The organism is Citrobacter sp. A316 (genome assembly GCF_002042945.1).
GTDB classification, from domain to species: Bacteria; Pseudomonadota; Gammaproteobacteria; order Enterobacterales; family Enterobacteriaceae; genus Citrobacter; species Citrobacter portucalensis.
Map to the genome: position 1 here is coordinate 184556 of NZ_MVFZ01000005.1, position 21170 is coordinate 205725.

Sequence of the window (21170 nt, forward strand, 5' to 3'; positions counted from 1 at the left end):
GGAACAGTCCTGATTTCATTTATAAGTAGGCCATACCATGCAAAATAAGCTCTTAGCGGCAAAGGCTGCACTTCCTGACTACGATCGTTCAAAACTGGTTCCGCGTATTGTTCATCTGGGGTTTGGCGCGTTTCACCGCGCACATCAGGGTGTTTACGCAGACATTCTGGCCGCCGATCATGGCAGTGACTGGGGCTACTGCGAAGTGAACCTGATTGGCGGCGAGCAGCAGATTTTCGATCTGAAACAGCAAGATAATCTGTATACCGTTGCAGAGATGTCTGCTGATGCCTGGACTGCGAGAGTCGTGGGCGTGGTGAAAAACGCATTGCATGCGCAGGTTGATGGTCTGGAAAGCGTACTGGCAGCGATGTGTGAACCGCAGGTTGCGATCGTTTCCCTGACCATCACCGAGAAAGGATACTGCCATTCTCCGGCGACCGGCCAACTGATGTTAGACAACCCAATGATTGCAGCCGATCTGCAAAACTCCAAACAGCCAAAAACTGCGCCGGGCGTGGTGGTTGAAGCCCTGGCGCGTCGCAAAGCTGCGGGTTTAGCCGCCTTCACCGTGATGTCCTGCGATAACATGCCAGAAAACGGTCATGTGATGCGCAATGTTGTCACTGCATATGCCCGAGCGGTGGATATGGAACTGGCCGCGTGGATCGAACAACATGTGACATTCCCATCAACAATGGTTGACCGCATTGTCCCAGCTGTTACGCAAGAGACGCTGGACAAAATTGAACATATCACCGGCGTACGCGACCCGGCAGGCGTTGCATGTGAACCGTTCCGCCAGTGGGTAATTGAAGATAACTTTGTCGCCGGTCGCCCTGAATGGGAGAAAGCCGGTGCTGAGCTGGTGGCTGATGTCATTCCATTTGAAGAGATGAAACTGCGTATGCTCAACGGCAGCCATTCCTTCCTTGCGTATCTTGGTTATCTGGCGGGATATCAGCATATTAATGATTGCATGGGCGATGAAAATTATCGTCTTGCTGCCCGTGCGCTGATGTTGCAGGAACAAGCCCCTACGCTGAAAGTAAAAGGTGTTGATTTACAGCGTTATGCCGATCTGTTAATTGAGCGCTACAGCAATCCGGCGCTCCGTCATCGTACCTGGCAGATCGCCATGGACGGCAGCCAAAAGCTGCCGCAGCGTATGCTTGATTCCATTCGTTGGCACATTGTTCACGGTAGTGACTTTGCGCTGCTGGCACTGGGTGTGGCTGGCTGGATGCGTTACGTAGGTGGTGTGGATGAACAGGGCCAGGCGATTGAAATTAGCGATCCACTGTTGCCGGTGATCCAGAATGCAGTGCGTAGCAGTAACGAGGGCGAAGAGCGCGTTCAGGCGCTGCTGGCAATTGATGCTATTTTTGGTCGCGAACTGCCGCAGGTTGAGCTGTTCAACCGTCAGGTCACACAAGCGTATCTTGCTTTACTGGCTGAAGGGGCGAAGTCTACAGTTGCGAAGTATGCAGAAAAACTGAAGTAACGAAGAATATGTTTTATGTCGCCATCTGGCTTTCAACGGGCCAGATGGCGCTGTGTTTTCTGGCATTCACACCAATCAGTTCATGCCTAAACGAATCAGCTCGAGGGGGGCGTATTTTCCTTCACATCCTTCGATTACCACTGTTTTCCCGCGGCGGATCTGCTCAGCGGTCAGGCCATCGGTATCTATCGCTGTAATGCGGCCTGTGAGTCCGGTGTCGCTGATCATGACGCGGCTGCCAGTGGTGATTGCGTTACGGTTACGATCGTATGTTTTCATGGTGTTTTCTCCTTTCCAACTTACCGTCAAAGCCCGTGGGCTTTTAGTCCCACGTAACGGGCGCAATATAAATACGCTTCTCGTTAATGATTTTTTTTGTTTTCGATCAAAATCACAGCTTTTTTTATGCAGTTATGCGGAAGAGGGGAAAATGCAGGAGAAACTCACCCCGGTGTGAGGTGAGCGTAGTATTAATCTTCGCTGAACCAGTCGCTATTTTCCTGGCGGATGAGCTGAACGGACTCACCAATTTCCTGGAGATGGAGCATCATTGCGCGCTCGACCGCATCGCCATCGTGCTTCTCAAGGGCGGCAAAAATATCGTGATGCTGACGTAACAGCATTTCAGGCGGGGAAATATGATCCAGGCTCATATAACGAACGCGGTCAATTGTGGCCTTTATATTCTCAACGGTATCCCAGGCGAGTTGGCACTCGGCGATTAAAGCCAGTTTCTGATGAAACTCATCATCAAGCTGGAAGAAATCATTGATCTGTTTTCGGTCAATTGCGATGCGCTGCTGATGCAAATTCTGTTCAAGCTGGTAGCACTGTTGATCGTTGATCAGCGATGCGGCACGGCGTACAACGGCACATTCAATTGCCTGGCGAACAAAACAGCCGTTTTGCACCTGCGACAGCGAAATCTTGTTCACATAGCTGCCACGCTGCGGACGGATCTGAATCAGGCCGTTCTCGGCCAGTTTGATGAATGCTTCTCGTACCGGCTGGCGTGACACATTAAAGCGTACGGAAACCTCTTTCTCCGACAGCGGTGTACCGGGTGCAATCAGGCAATGCACGATATCACGGCGAAGAATACGGTAAATCTGTTGATTTACTGGCTGTGTAGGGTTGAGCTGCGTTTCTACGGTCATTCATTCTTACTTTTTAGAGAGTTAACCCGGATATTTTATCACTTCTTTCAGGCTATCTATACCCGGCGCAAGGCCGGGCAGAGTAATTAGCCACGATGAATACTCAGTCCGGCAAAAGACTGCGCGACAGGCATCATTTCAAGGGTATTGATATTGACATGAGTCGGTAAAGAAGCCACCCACCATACCGCCTCTGTAACATCTTGCGGGGTCAGCGCCGTGGTATTTTCGTAGGCTTTTTCAGCTTTGGCATCATCACCTTTGAAACGGACATTAGAGAATTCCGTACCGCCAACCAGACCCGGCTCGATGTCGGTAACGCGAATTGCAGTGCCGTGTAAATCAGTACGTAAATTCAGGCTAAACTGGCGCACGAACGCTTTAGTCGCACCGTAGACGTTACCGCCAGCGTATGGCCAACTGCCCGCTGTAGAGCCGATATTGATAATATGACCGCGGTTGCGTTCAACCATGCCAGGCAGAACGGCGCGTGTCATATAAACAAGCCCTTTGTTGTTGGTGTCGATCATATTTTCCCAGTCTTCAATGCTGGCCTTGTGGGCAGGCTCAAGGCCCAGCGCCAGACCCGCGTTGTTGACCAGAACATCAATATTGCGCCATTCTGCGGGTAAGGTGTCCATCATTTCTTCGATTGATGCACGATTACGTACGTCCAGTTGCGCGGTATAGAGGCGGTCACCCAGCTCATCTTTGAGCTCCTGCAGGCGCTCCTGGCGGCGTCCGGTGGCAATAACTTTATGCCCATTCTCAATAAAACGACGCGTAATGCACTCACCAAAACCTGCGGTTGCTCCGGTTACTAAAACGATCATCTCACTGTTCCTCAACGCTTTTTATGTAGTACTACCATAGCACGTCATTTCCGTTCAGAGCTATTCCTGCGTAACGTGATTGCGGTTGATTCCCGGGAAGTCTACTCTGGTAAACAAATCGTTTTCAGGAGTGAAAGATGTCGTTAACGAATCCTTTTTTTCACCACAGCACATTGCCGTATCAGGCCCCGCAGTTTGATCAGATAGATGTGCAGCACTATCGCCCCGCGTTCGATGAAGGTGTGCGGCAAAAACGTGCAGAGATCGAGGCGATTGTGCAAAACCCGCAAGCCCCTGATTTTGCCAATACGTTGCTGGCGCTTGAACAAAGTGGCGCTTTGCTGACACGCGTAACCAGCGTTTTCTTCGCGATGACGGCGGCACACACCAACGATGAACTACAGCGCCTTGATGAAGAGTTTTCCGCGGAACTGGCGAGCCTTGCCAATGATATCTATCTCAATGAAGCACTTTTCTCGCGCGTTGAAGCGGTCTGGCAACGGCGAGGTTCGCTGGGACTGGATAGCGAATCATCACGCTTGCTGGAGGTCATCCACCAGCGTTTTGTACTAGCTGGCGCACGTTTGAATGAGGCGGATAAAACCCGCCTTAAAGTGCTCAATACGGAGTCCGCCACGCTGACCAGCCAGTTTAATCAACGGCTGCTGGCGGCGAACAAGTCCGGTGCTCTGGTGGTGGATGATGCACGTTATCTGGATGGACTCAGTGCAGAGGAAATTGCCGTTGCCGCCGAAGCTGCAAAGGATAAAGGGCTTGAAGCGCGTTGGGTTATCCCGCTATTGAACACGACACAGCAACCGGCGCTTGCGGCGTTACGCGATCGCCAGACTCGTGAAAATCTGTTCAACCGCGCATGGACGAGAGCAGAAAACAATGACGCTAACGATACTCGGGCGATTGTTCAGCGACTGGTCGAGATCCGGATGCAGCAGGCGAAACTACTCGGTTTTGCCAATTACGCGGCATGGAAAATTGCCGACCAGATGGCAAAAACACCGGAAGCAGCACTGACTTTCATGCGGGCGATTGTTCCTGCCGCGCGAGCTCGGGTATTGGATGAACAGGCCGAAATCCAGAATGTTATCAATCACGAACAGGGGCAATTTAACGTCGAGGCCTGGGACTGGGCATTTTATGCTGAGCAGGTTCGTCGTGAGAAATATGCTCTGGATGAGGCGCAGCTCAAACCTTACTTTGCCCTTGATACGGTGCTGAACGAGGGCGTTTTCTGGACGGCCAATCAACTCTTTGGCATAAAATTTATAGAACGGTTCGACATTCCTGTTTATCACCCGGATGTTAGGGTATGGGAAATATTTGATCACGATGGCGTAGGTCTGGCGTTATTTTACGGCGACTTCTTTGCCCGGGAATCGAAAAGCGGTGGTGCCTGGATGGGCAATTTTGTTGAGCAATCGCAACTCAATGAAACCCGGCCGGTTATTTACAACGTGTGTAATTATCAAAAACCGGCAAAAGGTCAGCCTGCACTGTTATTGTGGGATGATGTTATTACGTTATTTCATGAGTTTGGGCACACGTTGCACGGCCTGTTCGCTACTCAGCGTTATGCCACGCTTTCAGGGACCAACACTCCGCGTGATTTTGTTGAATTTCCTTCGCAGATCAACGAACACTGGGCAAGTCATCCGCAGGTCTTTGCTCGTTTTGCTCGTCATGTTGATACCGGGGAGCAAATGCCGCAGGCGTTGCGGGATAAGATGCAGCGGGCCAGCCTGTTTAACAAAGGTTACGACATGACCGAACTGCTCAGTGCTGCATTGCTGGATATGCGTTGGCACAGTCTGGAAAATAGCGCGTTATCTCTTTCGGTTGATCAATTTGAACAGCAGGCGCTGGCAGCAGAAGGTTTGGAACTCAAGGCTGTGCCGCCTCGTTATCGCAGCAGCTATTTTGCCCATATCTTCGGCGGCGGTTATGCCGCAGGTTATTACGCCTATTTGTGGACGCAAATGCTGGCCGATGATGGCTATCAGTGGTTTGTAGAGCAGGGCGGATTAACCCGCGAAAACGGGCAGAAATTCCGCGAAGCGATTTTGTCTCGTGGAAATAGCACTGATTTAACTGAACTTTACCGCCAGTGGAGCGGACGCGATCCAAAAATGGAGCCGATGCTGGAACATCGTGGTTTGAGCGCGTAAGGTTTGTTCAGAGGGGGAAAGTCCTCAATTCAGCTTAGTTAAACATAATGATGCCGATAAATTCATCATTGTGCTGAAAAGGGAATTACGCAGTAGGCCGGGTAGCGAAGCGCCATCCGGCCTACTGCTTACTGTCGCTTCGCGCATCAACAACCGGATGTGATGCCCGTTTATTTGAATTATCTAAGAAAAGAACCCTGCAATTTAACGTCCTTACCGGAAAAAGTTACTTTTACTCTGTGCGACAATCATTGTTCCAAAACGTTGAACTTCATAGAGGTCTTAAACATGCCTGAACGTACAGAACTTGTTGATAAAATCGTCCTTAACAGTCTGCAAACCTACTTTGAGAATTGGCCACTGGCGACTGCAGGGGATATTGTAATTTTTACCCTGACCGTAACAACTCTGACGGTAGCAACACTGACACTGGACATTCATAGCTATAAAAAGCTTAAGGCATACACATCAGCTTTCTTAACGGTTTTTATCTATCCGCGAAAATAAAAGGCTCAATGAACCGCGACCAATTTGAGCCAGGTATGAACTGAGTCGGCGATACTCGCTATGCCGCGACCAGTGGCATAGCGCAATGCTATTGTTAATCGCGGCTTATTAATTACTATTAAAAAATTTACATAAATTTTCTTTTTTATCGTTAAGATAATTCCATCAGAAACGCTCGAACAGGGAGAGAGAACGTGATGATGAGAAATACGAAGGAAATAGATACAATTTTGATTGAGTTGAACAAGTCCATTGATGCCCACTACAAATGGCTGGTAAAGATGTTCCGCTGCGTGGTGTCTTCAGATGTAACACAGCCTGATATTATGGGTGAAAACTCGCATTTAGTTTGTCGATTTGGACAGTGGCTTAATAATCAATCGCGGTACAATGAGGATGATTGTAGTTACGTGAGCAAGATAAGTGCCACTCACGAAAAGATGCATTTATTAGGCAAGGAGTTGCTATTGGCTATAGTGGAGAAACGTAGCCACTCATGGCATTTCGACAGTTTCCAGGACGCGCTTCTGGCATTTACCTCATCTGTAATGGACTACAAAATATATTTATTGAGTATCCGTAGTAATATCGATGTATTAACAGGTTTACCTGGCAGAAGAATGCTTGATGAGTCTTTTGATCGGCAGTTGCTCGATGCCGAACCGCTTAATCTCTATTTATTGTTGTTGGATATCGATCGTTTTAAATACGTTAACGATACCTACGGCCATTTGGTTGGTGACGTGGTATTGCGGGCTCTGGCATCAAATTTATTGTCATGGACGCGATATGATGAAGTGGCGTACCGCTACGGTGGAGAAGAGTTCATTATCATCATTAGAACAAAAACGGACGAGCAGGCATGCCAGGCGGGTTTGCGACTTTGTCGTCTGATTGGTCAGAAAAAAATTCCCTACTCTGATGGAGAGATCGGTATCACGGTAACGGCTGGCATAACCCGGGTTCAACAGGGTGAAACGCTGGATACCGCGCTTGGTCGGGCTGACAGGGCGATGTATCAGGGGAAACAGACCGGCAGAAATCGCTGTATGTTTATGAATGAAAATGAGCAGATCGCGTTGGTGGACATCAATGACGAGACCTCGTATCCCCTCAGTGCGTGAGTTTTCGAAAACGCTTTGAGGTAGTTGCGTTTCGTTTAACTTTCATTGGGGTTGTCGATGATAGGTTAGCTGACTATCCGTTATCTTCGCAGGGAATTGCCAGATAGCGTATAAAAGCAAAACACAAATCTATCCATGCAAGCATTTACCGCTGGTTTATCCGGCGGTTTTTTTTATCTGTAAATCAGGAAAAAGGTACCGCGAGCGCGATTCAGGTAAAAAAATGGCCCCTTGTGCAGTTACGCTACAAGGGGCCGGGTCGGTGCAGGACTATCTCCGTTCATCAATCATCCCATCTGTGGCTAAAATACGCGGCCAGGAAACCGGAAAATAAAATAATTCCCAGAACAGCCATAAAAATATTCATATTACCCAGCATAGTAAATGCTCCTTTATCTGTGAGTTTCCTCTCTTACCTTAAGTTCACCTCGCTTATGACTATAGTAGCAATTCAATCTTAAACAAAGGCTGAACTGTGTGATTATTTCGGCTGAAAAGTAAATTTTTGACATGATCACGTCGTATAAAATAAATAATAGTGACGAGACACATTTATCTGCGCACAAATAACCCTGTTTTTAAACCCTGAGACGCTGTTATGACGGTGTGATGCTGACACAGATTGTTGCACGTTTATAATGCAGGGTTGTTTCATGGTGGTTCATTTTTTCGTGTGATTAATCCTTTTGGCGGGGAAATGGAATACTGATCTTTGTGTGTAGAGTTCTAATTTATTGATTTTATAGGGTATTTTAATATCTGGCATCGTTTTTGCCTTATCACTTCTGAACACCCTTAATTTGCACCGTTTTGTCTGCCCGGCTGCACCGGAGCTTTCAGCAAGTCTAATTTCAGGAGTGAAACTATGCAGCGTCGTACATTTTTAAAAGCTTTTGCACTTTCTGCCTCTGTTGTAGCAATGGGCGTGAGTTTTAGCGTTCAGGCAGCCGACACCATTAAGGTTGGCATCATGCATTCGTTATCCGGCACGATGGCCATATCCGAAACGCCGCTAAAAGATGTGGCGTTGATGACTATCGATGAAATAAATGCTCAGGGTGGTGTGTTGGGTAAAAAGCTGGAACCGGTGGTGGTTGACCCGGCCTCGAACTGGCCGTTATTTGCAGAAAAAGCAAGGCAATTGCTGAGTCAGGACAAGGTAGCGGCAGTTTTCGGCTGCTGGACATCGGTTTCGCGTAAATCGGTTCTACCGGTATTTGAAGAGTTAAACGGTCTGCTGTTTTACCCAGTGCAATATGAAGGTGAGGAGATGTCGCCTAACGTCTTCTATACCGGCGCAGCCCCTAATCAGCAGGCGATCCCTGCGGTTGAGTATCTGATGAGTGAGGACGGTGGTAGCGCGAAACGCTTCTTCCTGCTGGGCACAGATTATGTTTATCCGCGCACGACCAACAAAATTTTACGCGCCTTTTTGCATTCAAAAGGGGTCGCCGATAAAGACATCGAAGAGGTGTACACCCCATTCGGACACAGCGATTACCAGACCATTGTCGCCAGTATTAAAAAATTCGCCGCAGGGGGTAAAACGGCGGTGGTATCGACCATCAATGGGGATTCTAACGTACCGTTTTATAAAGAGTTAGCCAATCAGGGGCTGAAAGCCACCGATGTGCCGGTCGTGGCTTTTTCCGTAGGTGAGGAGGAGCTACGCGGTATTGATACCAAACCGCTGGTGGGCAACCTTGCCGCCTGGAACTACTTTGAGTCCGTCGATAATGCGGCCAACAAAAAGTTTGTCGCTGATTACCGGGCGTATGCCAAAGCGCACAAATTACCGAATGCTGATTCGGTGGTGACGAACGACCCAATGGAAGCTACGTATGTTGGCCTGCATATGTGGGCGCAGGCGGTAGAAAAAGCCGGAACTACCGATGTGGATAAAGTTCGTGCTGCTATGGCGGGGCAATCCTTCGCCGCGCCATCAGGCTTTACCCTGACTATGGATGCGACCAACCATCACCTGCATAAACCCGTCATGATTGGCGAGATTGAAGGCAACGGCCAGTTTAACGTGGTCTGGCAAACCGATGAGCCGGTCCGCGCCCAGCCGTGGAGTCCGTACATCGCTGGTAATGATAAAAAATCTGAACAGCCTGTGAAAACCGCCAGCAACTGATCTAACGCCCTCCTGCGGGAGGGTAATGCTTTGGAGAACGCTCATGAAAGCTATGCGCTTTATTCGTGGTGTGTTGTTGCTAATGTGGTTTTTGCCGTGGATAGCGCAGGCCGCAGATGCCGATACCTTTTCCGCCGCCAACCGGACTCAGCAGGCCGCTTTGCTTGAACAATGGGCCGTGAATCCCGATGTTCAGCGCATCCCGCTGCTCAGCGCGCTACGAGATGAGAACCTGCTGACCGATAGTGCGAAAAATGCCTTCATCATGAACGGCCCGCACGTACAGCCGTTAGGAACAGCGACAGCCCCGAACGGCGAACTAAAAAAAATTCGCCTGACTAACCGCCTGCGTAATCTGGTGGCCGGAGCGTTGGCTGTTCATCAACTTTTAAGTGACAGTGTCACGGAAAGGGGAAAGGCAGCTCGTACATTACAGCGTGAGGCGCAGCCGGGCATGCTGTCGTTTTTACAGCAACGACTGGCTCAGGAGTCAGATGGTGATGTGAAATCCGCACTCGCTATTGCTCTGGCAAATCTGCAACTGAGCAGCACCTCGCCGGAGGTCAGGCGTCAGGCAATTGAGCTATTAGGCGCGTCAAATGATCCTGAAACTCAGGCGCGCCTGCAGCCATTCACCCGGGCCGAACATGAACCCGATGCCCGCGTGCGTGCTGCCGCTGGCGAAAGCCTGAATTCCATCGCTCATCGCATGAAGATTGGGGATCTTCTTGGGCAGGCCTTCATGGGACTGTCACTGGGTTCTATTTTGCTGCTGGCGGCATTGGGTCTGGCGATAACCTATGGATTACTCGGCGTCATCAATATGGCGCATGGCGAAATGTTAATGCTCGGGGCGTACTGTACCTGGATGGTGCAACAGCTGATGGGCCAGTTTTTCCCACACGGGTTAGCCTGGTATCCGGTTATTGCTCTCCCTGTTGCCTTTTTGCTGACTGCGGCAGTAGGAATGCTTCTGGAGCGCGGGGTGATACGCCATTTATACGGCCGCCCGCTCGAAACGCTGCTTGCGACCTGGGGTATCAGCCTGATGCTCATCCAACTGGTGCGTATGGCTTTCGGCGCGCAAAACCTGGAAGTCGCCAATCCTGCATGGCTTTCCGGCGGTATTCAGGTTTATGCCAATCTGATATTGCCATGGAACCGAATAGTGGTGCTTGGCTTTGCCATGCTGGTGCTGTTCTTCACCTGGCTGCTGTTGAATAAAACGCGTCTCGGGCTGCGCGTGCGTGCCGTGACGCAAAATCGCAATATGGCGGCCTGCTGCGGCGTACCCACCGGGAGAGTCGATATGCTGGCCTTTGGTCTCGGCTCAGGGATTGCCGGACTGGGAGGCGTGGCGCTCTCGCAATTAGGTAACGTAGGACCGGAACTGGGGCAAAGCTACATTATCGATTCGTTTTTGGTCGTGGTATTGGGCGGCGTTGGGCAGCTTGCCGGGAGCGTGGCTGCGGCATTTGGGCTGGGGATCTTCAATAAAATTCTGGAGCCTCAGGTGGGGGCGGTTCTGGGCAAAATCATGATCCTGGTGCTGATCATTCTGTTTATTCAGAAACGACCTCAGGGACTGTTCGCGCTGAAAGGGAGGGTTATTGACTGATGACGATGCCAATGACAATAACGCTTGTGCGTAAAGCGCCACGTGTGACACGCGTGCTGGGTCTGGGCTTACTGCTGGCGCTGATTATTCTGCCGTTTCTTGCGCTGTTACCTGCGGAGCATCCGCTGGCCATATCGGTGTGGACGTTGACGCTGGCTGGGAAAATTCTCTGCTATGCCATTGTGGCCGTCGCACTGGATCTGGTGTGGGGCTATGCCGGAATGCTCTCGCTGGGACACGGTATCTTCTTCGCGCTGGGGGGCTATGCAATGGGGATGTACCTGATGCGCCAGGCTTCCGGCGAAGGATTGCCGGCCTTTATGTCGTTCCTGTCGTGGAGCGAGCTGCCGTGGTTTTGGTGGGGGACGCAACATTTTCTCTGGGCGATGCTGCTGGTTGTTCTGGTGCCGGGCCTGCTGGCGCTGGTATTTGGTTGGTTTGCCTTCCGTTCAAAAATCAAAGGGGTCTATTTCTCCATCATGACCCAGGCCCTGACTTTCGCCGGAATGCTGCTGTTTTTCCGCAATGAAACCGGCTTTGGGGGAAATAACGGTTTTACCGGTTTTACCACCATTCTGGGGTTTCCGGTGACTGCAACGTCAACCAGGATCGCGCTGTTTCTGGCGACGGTTATGCTGCTGGTGCTGGCAATATGGCTGGGACTTGCGCTGGCCCGCAGTAAGTTTGGTCGTATTCTGACCGCCGTGCGCGACGCCGAGAACCGTCTGATGTTCTGTGGTTACGATCCGAAAGGTTTCAAGTTACTGGTGTGGACGCTTTCCGCTGTACTGTGCGGCCTGGCCGGGGCGCTTTATGTCCCGCAGGTAGGGATTATTAATCCCAGCGAAATGTCGCCGACCAACTCGATTGAAGCGGCGATTTGGGTTGCTCTCGGCGGACGTGGAACCCTGATCGGTCCGGTATTTGGCGCCGTACTGGTGAACGGTGCTAAAAGCCTGTTTACCGTCATTATGCCGGAATACTGGCAGCTATTTCTTGGCCTGATCTTTATTGGCGTTACGCTTTTTTTACCGCGTGGTGTGATTGGCCTGTTTCGCAAGGGAGACAAATAATGCAGCCAGATGAAGGACTTTTTACTCGCCAGATGCCGGGCGATCGGTTTCGTGAACAAACTGACCCGGTGCTGCAACTGGAAAAAATTAACGTTAATTTCGACGGATTCCAGGCGTTAACGGATCTCTCGCTCAATATTGGTGTCGGGGAGCTGCGCTGTATTATTGGCCCCAACGGTGCCGGAAAAACGACGTTAATGGATGTCATAACCGGTAAAACCAGACCGCAAAGTGGTCGTGCGATATACGATCAGTCGACCGATTTAACAACGCTGGATCCCATCGCCATTGCGCGTCAGGGGATTGGACGGAAATTTCAAAAACCCACGGTATTTGAAGCCTTAACGGTGGAGGAGAACCTGGAACTGGCGCTGAAAAATGATAAATCTGTCTGGGGTTCTCTACGGGCACGACTCTCAGGCGAACAACGGGATCGTATTGATGACGTACTGGCGCTATTGCGACTGAGTAATGAGCGGGCCCGCCGCGCCGGTCTGCTTTCGCATGGACAAAAACAGTTTCTCGAAATTGGCATGCTGCTGGTACAGGAGCCGCATTTATTGCTACTGGATGAACCCGCGGCGGGGATGACGGATGCGGAAACGGAATACACAGCGGAGCTGTTTCGCCAGCTTGCCGGAAAGCACTCTCTGATGGTTGTTGAGCACGATATGGGATTTGTCGAAACCATTGCCGATCGCGTGACAGTATTACATCAGGGACGTGTCCTCGCTCAGGGGAGCCTTCGCGATGTGCAGGCCAACGAGCAGGTTATTGAAGTCTATCTCGGGCGTTAAGGAGTTCAAATGCTGCAGGTGAAAGAACTGAATCAATATTATGGTGGCAGCCATATTCTGCGCGGGGTGAGCTTTGAAGCGCGTATCGGCGAGGTGACATGTTTGCTGGGACGTAACGGCGTGGGGAAAACAACGCTACTGAAGTGTCTGATGGGGCTTATTCCGGCCCGTAGCGGAAGCGTGCTCTGGCAGGAAAAAAATGTCACTCACTGGAAGCCGCATCAGCGGGTCAGGGCCGGTGTGGCATATGTCCCACAGGGCCGCGATATTTTTCCGCGTTTGACAGTAGAAGAGAATTTGCTGCTCGGTCTTTCCCGTTTTTCTGCACCGGAGGCCCGACATGTGCCGGATGATATTTACGCGCTCTTTCCGGTTTTACAGGAGATGAAGCATCGGCGGGGCGGAGATTTGTCCGGCGGGCAACAGCAGCAACTGGCAATTGGGCGAGCACTGGCAAGTCGCCCACAGCTGTTGATCCTCGATGAACCCACCGAGGGGATTCAGCCTTCGGTAATTAAAGAGATTGGTCAGGTGATTTCTCAACTGGCACACCGGGGTGATATGGCCATTTTGCTGGTGGAGCAGTTCTATGATTTTGCGCAGCAGCTAGCCGACAAATACCTGCTGATGTCGCGGGGCAGCATTATTCAAAGCGGCGACGGTAAAAATATGGAGGCCGAGGGCGTTCGAGGACTGGTTGCTATCTGAGGTATGCGACAGAGCGGCTTCGGCTCTGTCGCTAAACTCATCAGCAGACCGCCGTCTGCCCCCAGGGCTTGGCGCGCATGCCTTTTATCATGAGCGCCCAGGCAAGAACGATCGCCACTATCAGCGCTACAAACAGCGACCATGGTGGCAATGTGGTTAAAATGACGCCGCTGACTAATGGGTTAACCGCTGCGCCAAGCCAGCCCAACGACTGGGCGGAAAAATAGCTGGCTTTCATGCCTGCTGGCGCGATGTTGTCGATAAGCATGTATTCACCCGGTGCGTAAATGACTTCGCCGATAGTGAAAAAGGCAGCAGAAATTCCCCATAACAACAGGCTGTTGCCGGAGAACGCGAAACCGACCAGGCCAACGACAAAGAAGACTGTACCCATTGTCATTAACGGGCGGATATTCGTGGCGGTGAGCCTGCGACCAAGTGCGTATTGCAGTGATACTACGATGGCGGCGTTAACGGGCAGGACGACCGCGACGACTTTCTCGGCAAAATCGCCATCGGCGACCACCATGACGTATTGCGAAATACAGGACGCAAAAGCACCACCAACAAACGATGCCAGAAAGGCTGACAACGTAAACCAGAATAATGCCCGGTCGCGCAAAAGTACCGAGGGGGACCACTCTGCGGCGTTTAAACCTTCTGATGGTACAGTCGAACGTTTTACCCAGGTCTGGATAAACACCAGTGGCAATGCTGAACAGGCGGCAGCCAGCCAGAATGGCAGGTTAATGCTTTGCATCACCAGCAGCGTGCCCAGCGGTGGACCAACGGTCCAGCCAATATTCAGCACGGTATAGTTAAGCGAGAAAATTTTAGTCTTGTTGGTGGCAGACAGATTATCGGCAAACCAGGCCTTCAGCACCGTGGCGAAGACGGAGTACGCGCAGTTGATCAGAGCAAAGAGCAAAACCACTACCACCACGTTATGCACCAGTGGGATCGCAATAAAGCCGGACGCAAAGCCACAAATTGCCAGCAGCATATAGCGTTTTTTATCAAACTTGTCGGCCAGAATACCAAAGCCAAGGCTGAACACCACGCCAATGGTCAGCGCGACAGTCATCGCATAGCCGATCAGGTCGACGCTCAGATGATACTGCCGACTGAGGTAAATCGTCATAAATGGCAGAGTGGCGCCACGGCCAATTGTTAATAACAAAGATGACGCGAGTAACGCGAGAGTGGATCTTCTCAGAGAGATATTCATTTTCCTGCCCGACAATGCATGTTGTTATGTTTTTTTTAGATATAAGAAACAAATAGCATGCAAAAACTGTGATGTACACTCAATAAGTTGTCCGAAAATGCCTTGCATGGCCTACCTGAAATAATGATCTGTTACGGCACAACGATTTCCGTTACTTTAACTTGTTTACAAAAATTTAATATTTGCAGGGGCGGTGGTATGTCGCGTAAAGACGGGTTATTAGCGTTACTGGTCGTTGTGGTTTGGGGACTGAACTTTGTGGTCATCAAAGTGGGGCTGCATAATATGCCCCCCTTAATGCTGGCAGGGCTGCGTTTTTTACTGGTGGCGTTCCCGGCAATACTCTTTGTTGCCAGGCCGAAAATCCCACTTTCGCTGTTGCTCGGCTATGGGCTAACCATCAGTTTTGGGCAGTTTGCGTTTCTCTTTAGCGCTATCAAATTCGGTATGCCTGCCGGGTTAGCTTCTCTGGTATTGCAGGCTCAGGCGTTTTTCACCATCATTCTTGGGGCATTTGCCTTTGGCGAACGTCTGCAGGGTAAACAACTGGTAGGCATTGCGCTGGCGGTATTTGGCGTGCTGGTGCTGATTGAGGCCAGTCTGAACGGGCAGCATGTTGGCATGCTCGGTTTTATGCTGACGCTGGCGGCGGCGCTAAGCTGGGCCTGCGGCAATATCTTTAACAAAAAAATCATGCAGCATACATCGCGTCCGGCCGTAATGTCCTTGGTGGTATGGAGCGCGTTAATCCCCATTGTTCCGTTCTTCCTCGCATCATTGATTCTCGATGGTCCAACGCAAATGACCCAAAGCCTGGTAGCGATAGATATGACAACCATTCTGTCACTGGTTTATCTGGCGTTTGTGGCGACCATCGTGGGTTATGGCATCTGGGGTTCGTTACTCGGACGCTATGAGACCTGGCGGGTAGCACCGTTATCGCTGTTGGTGCCGGTTGTCGGGCTGGCGAGTGCAGTCGTGTTGCTGGATGAAACGCTGACCGGATTGCAACTGGTCGGTGCGCTACTGATCATGGCAGGGTTGTATATCAATGTGTTTGGCTTTCGGTTGCGTAAGGTTGCGTCGGTGAGGGGCTAAAAAAAGCCCCGCAGTGGCGTAATGCTCGTCAGTTAAGCATGTATGGTGAACATGTGGTTATTGCTCATGGTTCCGTTCACCTCAGCGGTATCATTTCTCTGAAGCGTAGATACCCGTGAACGAGCAAGGGAGACTCACCGCCGTCTCCCTTGCATCCCAGGCTCCCGGCGGGAAAATCGTCGCTACGCGAGCTATTCGTCTTATGCCGTCTGCCTGTCGGGTCGGGGCCGAGCCTGCGTCCATGCAGGCCGTCCCCTCTGTCCGCATCCCTGCGGACAGCCCCGGTCAGCCGTCAACGCCTCATCGATTTTCAGCCGGACCGGGGTCATCGCTTCAACGCTCTGGCTTCCAGTTAAATCTATTTTGCTGTTTTAACAAAAAACGCAGAAGGTGAGGTGTGAGTTGGTCCGGCTGAAAATTGCCGACGTGTTTCCGTAAGGCCGGGAGAACCCGCATGGATGCGGGTTCAGGGCGCGCTTTGCATGGATGCTACCTCGCGCCCGGCCCGGTAGCCTGAAGGAATAAGCGGAGGGAACCACGAAGTGGCAATTTTCCCGCCGGGAGCCGGGATTGTAAAGGGCGTGACGGAGAACGCCCTTTACACGTTCACGGGAATCCGTGTTTCAGAGAAACGATGAACATGAGGTGAACGGAACTCTTTCTCCGAGATAGCCTGTTCTTTACTCCCGCCAGCACAGGTTGATGCTTACGAAACTGAGATGTTAACTGACTGGCATTACCGCAGTGGCGGGGCAATATAATTACAGGTTGCGCATATTGTAATAAGGCACACCTAATTCGTCGGACTTGTCGCTGCCTGCGCCCATATGATTAAAATCGAACGGGGACTGATCGTGCGCAGGGGGCATAATCATCGCGTCGCGACTGTTCTGGGTGGCAGGTTGCGCGGTCTGTTCCGCCATGCTCTGACCCGAAACAACAAACAGCAGGGCCAGCATTGCATAAGACAGAAGTTTCATGATTTCCTCGGTTACGTCGTTAACTGGCGATTAGCAATTACATTGATTGAGTGGAAGCAAATAGCGCGATTCGCCATGCATATTCGTCATACGGTATTTATGCGGCGGAACATCAAAATAGTTTTTGAATGTCCGGGTCAGCGTCTGCTGAGACTCAAAACCGTAACGCTCTGCCAGATAAAGAATGGGCTCGTTACTTTCTTTTAATTTTTGCGCTATTTCAGTCATTTTACGGCTGCGAATGTATTGACCCAGTGAATGACCGGTTTCTTTTTTAAACATCCGTTGCAGGTGCCATTTGGAGTAACCTGAACGCTCTGACACTTTTTCCAGTGAGAGCGGCGATTCAAGGTTATTTTCGATCCAGTCCAAAATGCTATGAATAGTGATTGTGTCAGTATTGCGTCTGGACATCGTCATACCTCTTTCTGTTTACGGCAGGATTCTCTTAAGCAAGTGCTCAAGTGTGGCTACTTCATCCGCCGTTAAGTTTTTTGTTAGTTCCTGGTGCAGGTCTTGCCCTACTAATTGATGACACTGCTCGCAAATTGCTGCGCCATGCTCGGTGAGTTTCACCAGCACGCCACGCTTATCATGTGGATTCGGAAGCCTTTCTATCCAGCCTTTACAGGCCAGTCTGTCCAGCATCCGCGTCAGGGCGCCAAGGTCGACAGACAGCACTTTTTTCAATTCGACAGGGGTGATGCACACCGCGCAACGGATGGAGCAGAGCACCTTGAACTGCGATGCCGTGATATCCAGCGGTGACAGATAGTCGTTTAACAAACGATCTTTTTTCTGATTAACCATATAGATCAAACGACCCAGTGGGATGATTTCGTTAAACAGATCACTGGTGTTTTTCACAATGGTTGCCCTGGCAAGTAGTTAGTCACGGCTGATATTATTGCTTAGGCAAATATAAGTCAAACGAATGGATCCGCAAATGCCACGTTTTGCTAAATCATCAGACTTAATACCTGGCGAGTGGAATTTTAACGGTTTGATAATTATGGTTTATACGTGCGGATGAAAAATGAATCCTTACACCACGAAAATGGCTTATCTCGCGGATTTCACCGTATACTTGCCGTTGACGATTAACGCACAGGAAAGATGACATTATGATGGACTTGTTTAAAGCAATAGGACTGGGGCTGGTAGTCCTGTTACCGTTGGCAAACCCGTTAACCACCGTGGCGTTGTTCCTTGGCCTTGCAGGCAATATGAACAGCGCAGAGCGTAACCGTCAGTCACTCATGGCGTCCGTTTACGTGTTTGCCATCATGATGGTGGCGTACTATGCCGGGCAACTTGTGATGAATACCTTCGGGATTTCGATTCCCGGACTACGTATTGCGGGTGGGTTAATCGTTGCGTTTATCGGCTTTCGGATGCTGTTTCCGCAGCAGAAGGCGCATGATTCTCCGGAAGCGAGAAGCAAGTCAGAAGAGCTGGAAGACGAACCGACTGCCAATATCGCCTTCGTACCGCTGGCTATGCCAAGCACTGCCGGCCCGGGGACGATTGCGATGATCATCAGTTCCGCATCAACCGTGCGTCATGGCTCCGAATTTCCGGACTGGGTGATCATGATCGCGCCGCCGATTATTTTTGCGGTTGTCGGGATTATACTGTGGGGCTGTTTGCGCAGTTCCGGGGGGATCATGCGCCTGGTCGGCAAAGGTGGTATCGAAGCGATTTCTCGTTTGATGGGCTTCTTGCTGGTGTGTATGGGTGTACAGTTTATTATTAACGGCGTGCTGGAAATTATCAAAACCTACGCTTAAAACACTGTGCCCGGTAATATCTACCGGGCATATTTTTTTATGAATGTTGAGGTTGTTCTTCCAGCGATACTGGCCATTTACGAAAGATAATCACCGACCATATCAACGCCACCACGGCAGGCACTGCGCCGACGTAACCAATCGTAGACATCGACCAGTGCAAACTCACCTGATTGCCTACCAGCGCGCCAGCGCCAATGCCGATATTAAAAATACCTGAGAACAGTGCCATTGCGACGTCAGTTGCATCAGGAGCAAGCGCCAGCACTTTCACCTGCATACCCAGACCTATCAGCATGATGGCAACGCCCCAGAAAATACTCAGGATAGCAAGGTGCATTTCGCTGTCAGCAGCGGGAAGTAACAGCATAAGGCATACCGTCAACAGGGCAATGGCACTGCTAATCAGCACGGACGCATGCAAATTACCCAGCTTACCGAAAATGACGCTACCGACAATTCCCGCGCCACCCAGTACCAGCAACAGCACGGTAGCAAAGTTTGCGCTCAGGCCTGCGACGGTCTGCACAAACGGCTCGATATAGCTGTAGGCCGTGTAATGCGCGGTGACCACAATCACCGTCAGTAGATACAGACTCATCAATGCCGGGCGATGGAATAACACGGGCAGGCTTTTTAAAGAGCCGGAGTGCTCACTGGGTAGTTTGGGCAGGAGCTTAATCAGGCAAAGCAGGGTAACTAACGCCCCCATACCGATGGCGAAGAAGGTCGTGCGCCAGCCAAAATACTGACCGACGATACGCCCGATGGGCAGCCCCAACACCATCGCCAGTGCGGTGCCAGTGGCAATCAGGCTGAGAGCCTGTGCGCGTTTCCCGGCAGGAGCCAAACGAATTGCCAGCGATGCGGTGATTGACCAGAAAATCGCGTGCGCAAAGGCAATACCAATACGGCTAATTACCAGCACGGTAAAATTCCATGCCAGGAAAGAGAGTACATGGCTGGCGATAAACACAACAAACAGGCAAATCAGAAGTTTTCGGCGCTCCACCTGGCTGGTGAGCAACATAAAGGGGAGCGACATCAGGGCGACAACCCAGGCGTAGATCGTCAGCATGATCCCGACCTGAGCGGTCTGCATATTGAAGCTTTGTGCGATGTCGGACAGCAAGCCAACAGGGACAAACTCTGTGGTATTGAAAATAAAACCGGCAATGGCAAGCGTAACTACCCGTAGCCACGCGACCTTGCGGGAAACAGTGTCTGTTGTCATATCAAATAAGAGGATTAGCTGCGAAAAGGTAAGGCCACGATCTTAAAACGTTTGCTGGCGAAAATACAATCATTTTGTGATGCGGATCTCATTTCATTGGCAGGGCGCCACAATTTGCAGCCTAACATTCCTCGTATTTTTAACTATTTCAATAATAATGAAATTCCGGGTGTATGACTTCACCCGGATTTACAGGTATTCATGTTCTTTGAGGATCGTCAGTTATTCAGGGCTCTGTGATAACTGAGGGTTCAACACCTCAATAAACGCCTCCAGCTGCCGTGTCATTGCACCTCTGCGCCAGACCAGCCATGTATTCAGCCAGCGCCAGTTCTCGCTTAGCGGCCAGGCGTTGACCTGATGATGTCCAGGCATGCTCTCCAGCATCGAACGCGGGATCATTGCGATACCCGCGCCGGCAATGACACAGGCCAGCATGCCGTGATATGACTCCATTTCATGAATGGTGCCGGGCATGGCGCGATCGGCATGAAACCAGCTTTCGAAATGGCGGCGATAGGAACAGTTGGCGCGAAAGGCGTAAATACTGCAACCGTTAACGTCGCTGGCCCGCTGAATGGGGGGATGACCGTTAGGCGTGACAATCATCATCTCTTCGCGGTAGACCGGCATTCCTTCAAGTCCCGGATGGGTAATTGGGCCATCGACAAAGGCAGCGTTCAATGTACCGTCGAGCACGCCGTCCAGCATTGTGCCTGAAGGACCTGTCGCCAACGCGAACTGAATTTTAGGGTAACGCTGGTTATATTCAGCCAGCGTGGCGGGGATGCGTACTGCTGCTGTACTTTCAAGCGAGCCGAGAGAGAAGAGTCCTTGTGGCTCATCCCCAGCGACCACCATCCTTGCTTCTTCAACCAGTGCCAGGATCCGCTGGCTGTAGCGCAAAAAGTTATGCCCGGACGGGGAAAGCCGCAGACGCTGGTTTTCACGAATAAACAGATCGACGCCCAGGTCGGCTTCAAGCTGACGTATACGGGTGGTGAGATTGGAAGGCACGCGATGCACCTTCGCGGCGGCCTGCGTAATACTGCCAGTCTCCGCGACGGCATTGAACATTTCCAGCTGCGTCAGATCCATAATCTTCTCTATTCGTGAATGGTATGGTTAATATTATTCATTTTTCAGAAAGAGTAAATATGCTCATGATATAACCATACCCTGCGATAAAGAGAGGCACT

21 protein-coding genes are annotated in these 21170 nt (G+C 50.9%); 11 read left to right on the forward strand and 10 right to left on the reverse strand.

What is annotated here, in order from left to right; all coding sequences use genetic code 11:
* Positions 1-37 precede the first annotated feature (37 nt).
* The gene (locus BZK41_RS08430) at positions 38-1504 is read left to right on the forward strand and encodes a mannitol dehydrogenase family protein (protein ID WP_079937856.1); all 1467 of its coding nucleotides are present in this window, start codon (positions 38-40) and stop codon (positions 1502-1504) included.
* 75 nt (positions 1505-1579) lie between these two features.
* On the opposite strand, the gene ydfZ is transcribed toward BZK41_RS08430, so the two are convergent.
* From ydfZ to ydfG, 3 genes are all read right to left on the reverse strand, one after another.
* Positions 1580-1783: a putative selenium delivery protein YdfZ gene (gene ydfZ / locus BZK41_RS08435; RefSeq protein WP_079937857.1), complete on the reverse strand. Its 204-nt coding sequence runs from the start codon at positions 1781-1783 to the stop codon at positions 1580-1582.
* 191 nt (positions 1784-1974) lie between these two features.
* Entirely contained in the window at positions 1975-2661 is a 687-nt protein-coding gene (locus tag BZK41_RS08440) for a GntR family transcriptional regulator (RefSeq protein ID WP_003032396.1), read from the reverse strand.
* Positions 2662-2747: 86 nt separating this feature from the next.
* Positions 2748-3494 carry a bifunctional NADP-dependent 3-hydroxy acid dehydrogenase/3-hydroxypropionate dehydrogenase YdfG gene (gene ydfG / locus BZK41_RS08445; RefSeq protein WP_079937858.1) on the reverse strand — a complete coding sequence of 249 codons (747 nt, stop codon included), beginning with the start codon at positions 3492-3494 and terminating at the stop codon, positions 2748-2750.
* A gap of 137 nt (positions 3495-3631) precedes the next feature.
* On the opposite strand from ydfG, the gene dcp reads away from it, so the two are divergent.
* The 3 genes from dcp to BZK41_RS08460 all read left to right on the forward strand — a co-directional run bounded on the left by dcp (position 3632) and on the right by BZK41_RS08460 (position 7308).
* Positions 3632-5677 carry a peptidyl-dipeptidase Dcp gene (dcp, locus tag BZK41_RS08450; RefSeq protein ID WP_079937859.1) on the forward strand — a complete coding sequence of 682 codons (2046 nt, stop codon included), beginning with the start codon at positions 3632-3634 and terminating at the stop codon, positions 5675-5677.
* A gap of 288 nt (positions 5678-5965) precedes the next feature.
* Positions 5966-6184, forward strand: a complete 219-nt coding sequence (locus BZK41_RS08455) for a hypothetical protein (protein ID WP_079937860.1) — start codon at positions 5966-5968, stop codon at positions 6182-6184.
* A 197-nt stretch (positions 6185-6381) separates the two neighbouring features.
* Positions 6382-7308 carry a diguanylate cyclase gene (locus BZK41_RS08460; protein ID WP_079937861.1) on the forward strand — a complete coding sequence of 309 codons (927 nt, stop codon included), beginning with the start codon at positions 6382-6384 and terminating at the stop codon, positions 7306-7308.
* A 283-nt stretch (positions 7309-7591) separates the two neighbouring features.
* Here the strand turns inward: BZK41_RS08460 and mgtS are convergent, their stop codons facing one another.
* Positions 7592-7687, reverse strand: a complete 96-nt coding sequence (gene mgtS, locus BZK41_RS26890; RefSeq protein WP_003032406.1) for a protein MgtS — start codon at positions 7685-7687, stop codon at positions 7592-7594.
* 486 nt (positions 7688-8173) lie between these two features.
* Between mgtS and urtA the strand changes: the two genes are divergently transcribed.
* The 5 genes from urtA to urtE are packed head-to-tail and all read left to right on the forward strand — an operon-like array spanning position 8174 to position 13641.
* Entirely contained in the window at positions 8174-9445 is a 1272-nt protein-coding gene (urtA, locus tag BZK41_RS08465) for an urea ABC transporter substrate-binding protein (RefSeq protein ID WP_003832925.1), read from the forward strand.
* Between the two features lie 43 nt (positions 9446-9488).
* Entirely contained in the window at positions 9489-11063 is a 1575-nt protein-coding gene (urtB, locus tag BZK41_RS08470; protein ID WP_079937862.1) for an urea ABC transporter permease subunit UrtB, read from the forward strand.
* Positions 11063-12136, forward strand: coding sequence for an urea ABC transporter permease subunit UrtC (gene urtC / locus BZK41_RS08475; protein WP_079937863.1), 1074 nt, complete (start codon positions 11063-11065; stop codon positions 12134-12136). Before urtB ends, urtC begins: the two co-directional genes overlap by 1 nt.
* Positions 12136-12933, forward strand: a complete 798-nt coding sequence (gene urtD, locus BZK41_RS08480) for an urea ABC transporter ATP-binding protein UrtD (RefSeq protein WP_079937864.1) — start codon at positions 12136-12138, stop codon at positions 12931-12933. Before urtC ends, urtD begins: the two co-directional genes overlap by 1 nt.
* A 9-nt stretch (positions 12934-12942) precedes the next feature.
* Positions 12943-13641 (forward strand): urea ABC transporter ATP-binding subunit UrtE, encoded by a 699-nt coding sequence (gene urtE / locus BZK41_RS08485; protein ID WP_079937865.1) that lies wholly within the window; start codon positions 12943-12945, stop codon positions 13639-13641.
* A gap of 40 nt (positions 13642-13681) precedes the next feature.
* On the opposite strand, the gene ydeE is transcribed toward urtE, so the two are convergent.
* Positions 13682-14869: an efflux MFS transporter YdeE gene (gene ydeE, locus BZK41_RS08490; protein WP_079937866.1), complete on the reverse strand. Its 1188-nt coding sequence runs from the start codon at positions 14867-14869 to the stop codon at positions 13682-13684.
* A 198-nt stretch (positions 14870-15067) separates the two neighbouring features.
* Here ydeE and eamA point away from each other — a divergent pair, with 198 nt between their 5' ends.
* Positions 15068-15967 (forward strand): O-acetylserine/cysteine exporter, encoded by a 900-nt coding sequence (eamA, locus tag BZK41_RS08495; RefSeq protein ID WP_079937867.1) that lies wholly within the window; start codon positions 15068-15070, stop codon positions 15965-15967.
* 761 nt (positions 15968-16728) lie between these two features.
* Here the strand turns inward: eamA and marB are convergent.
* From marB to marR, 3 genes are read right to left on the reverse strand one after another with little or no spacing between them, the layout of a single operon-like run.
* Complete coding sequence (gene marB / locus BZK41_RS08510) at positions 16729-16947, reverse strand: multiple antibiotic resistance protein MarB (RefSeq protein ID WP_003832934.1); 219 nt, start codon at positions 16945-16947, stop codon at positions 16729-16731.
* A gap of 30 nt (positions 16948-16977) precedes the next feature.
* Positions 16978-17361: an MDR efflux pump AcrAB transcriptional activator MarA gene (gene marA / locus BZK41_RS08515; RefSeq protein WP_003032424.1), complete on the reverse strand. Its 384-nt coding sequence runs from the start codon at positions 17359-17361 to the stop codon at positions 16978-16980.
* 18 nt (positions 17362-17379) lie between these two features.
* Entirely contained in the window at positions 17380-17814 is a 435-nt protein-coding gene (marR, locus tag BZK41_RS08520; protein WP_003832935.1) for a multiple antibiotic resistance transcriptional regulator MarR, read from the reverse strand.
* A 257-nt stretch (positions 17815-18071) separates the two neighbouring features.
* On the opposite strand from marR, the gene BZK41_RS08525 reads away from it, so the two are divergent.
* Entirely contained in the window at positions 18072-18737 is a 666-nt protein-coding gene (locus tag BZK41_RS08525) for a MarC family NAAT transporter (protein ID WP_063941584.1), read from the forward strand.
* Between the two features lie 37 nt (positions 18738-18774).
* Here the strand turns inward: BZK41_RS08525 and BZK41_RS08530 are convergent, their stop codons facing one another.
* Positions 18775-19971: a sugar transporter gene (locus BZK41_RS08530; RefSeq protein WP_079937868.1), complete on the reverse strand. Its 1197-nt coding sequence runs from the start codon at positions 19969-19971 to the stop codon at positions 18775-18777.
* Positions 19972-20193: 222 nt separating this feature from the next.
* The gene (locus BZK41_RS08535) at positions 20194-21069 is read right to left on the reverse strand and encodes a LysR family transcriptional regulator (RefSeq protein ID WP_079937869.1); all 876 of its coding nucleotides are present in this window, start codon (positions 21067-21069) and stop codon (positions 20194-20196) included.
* Positions 21070-21170: the final 101 nt, after the last annotated feature.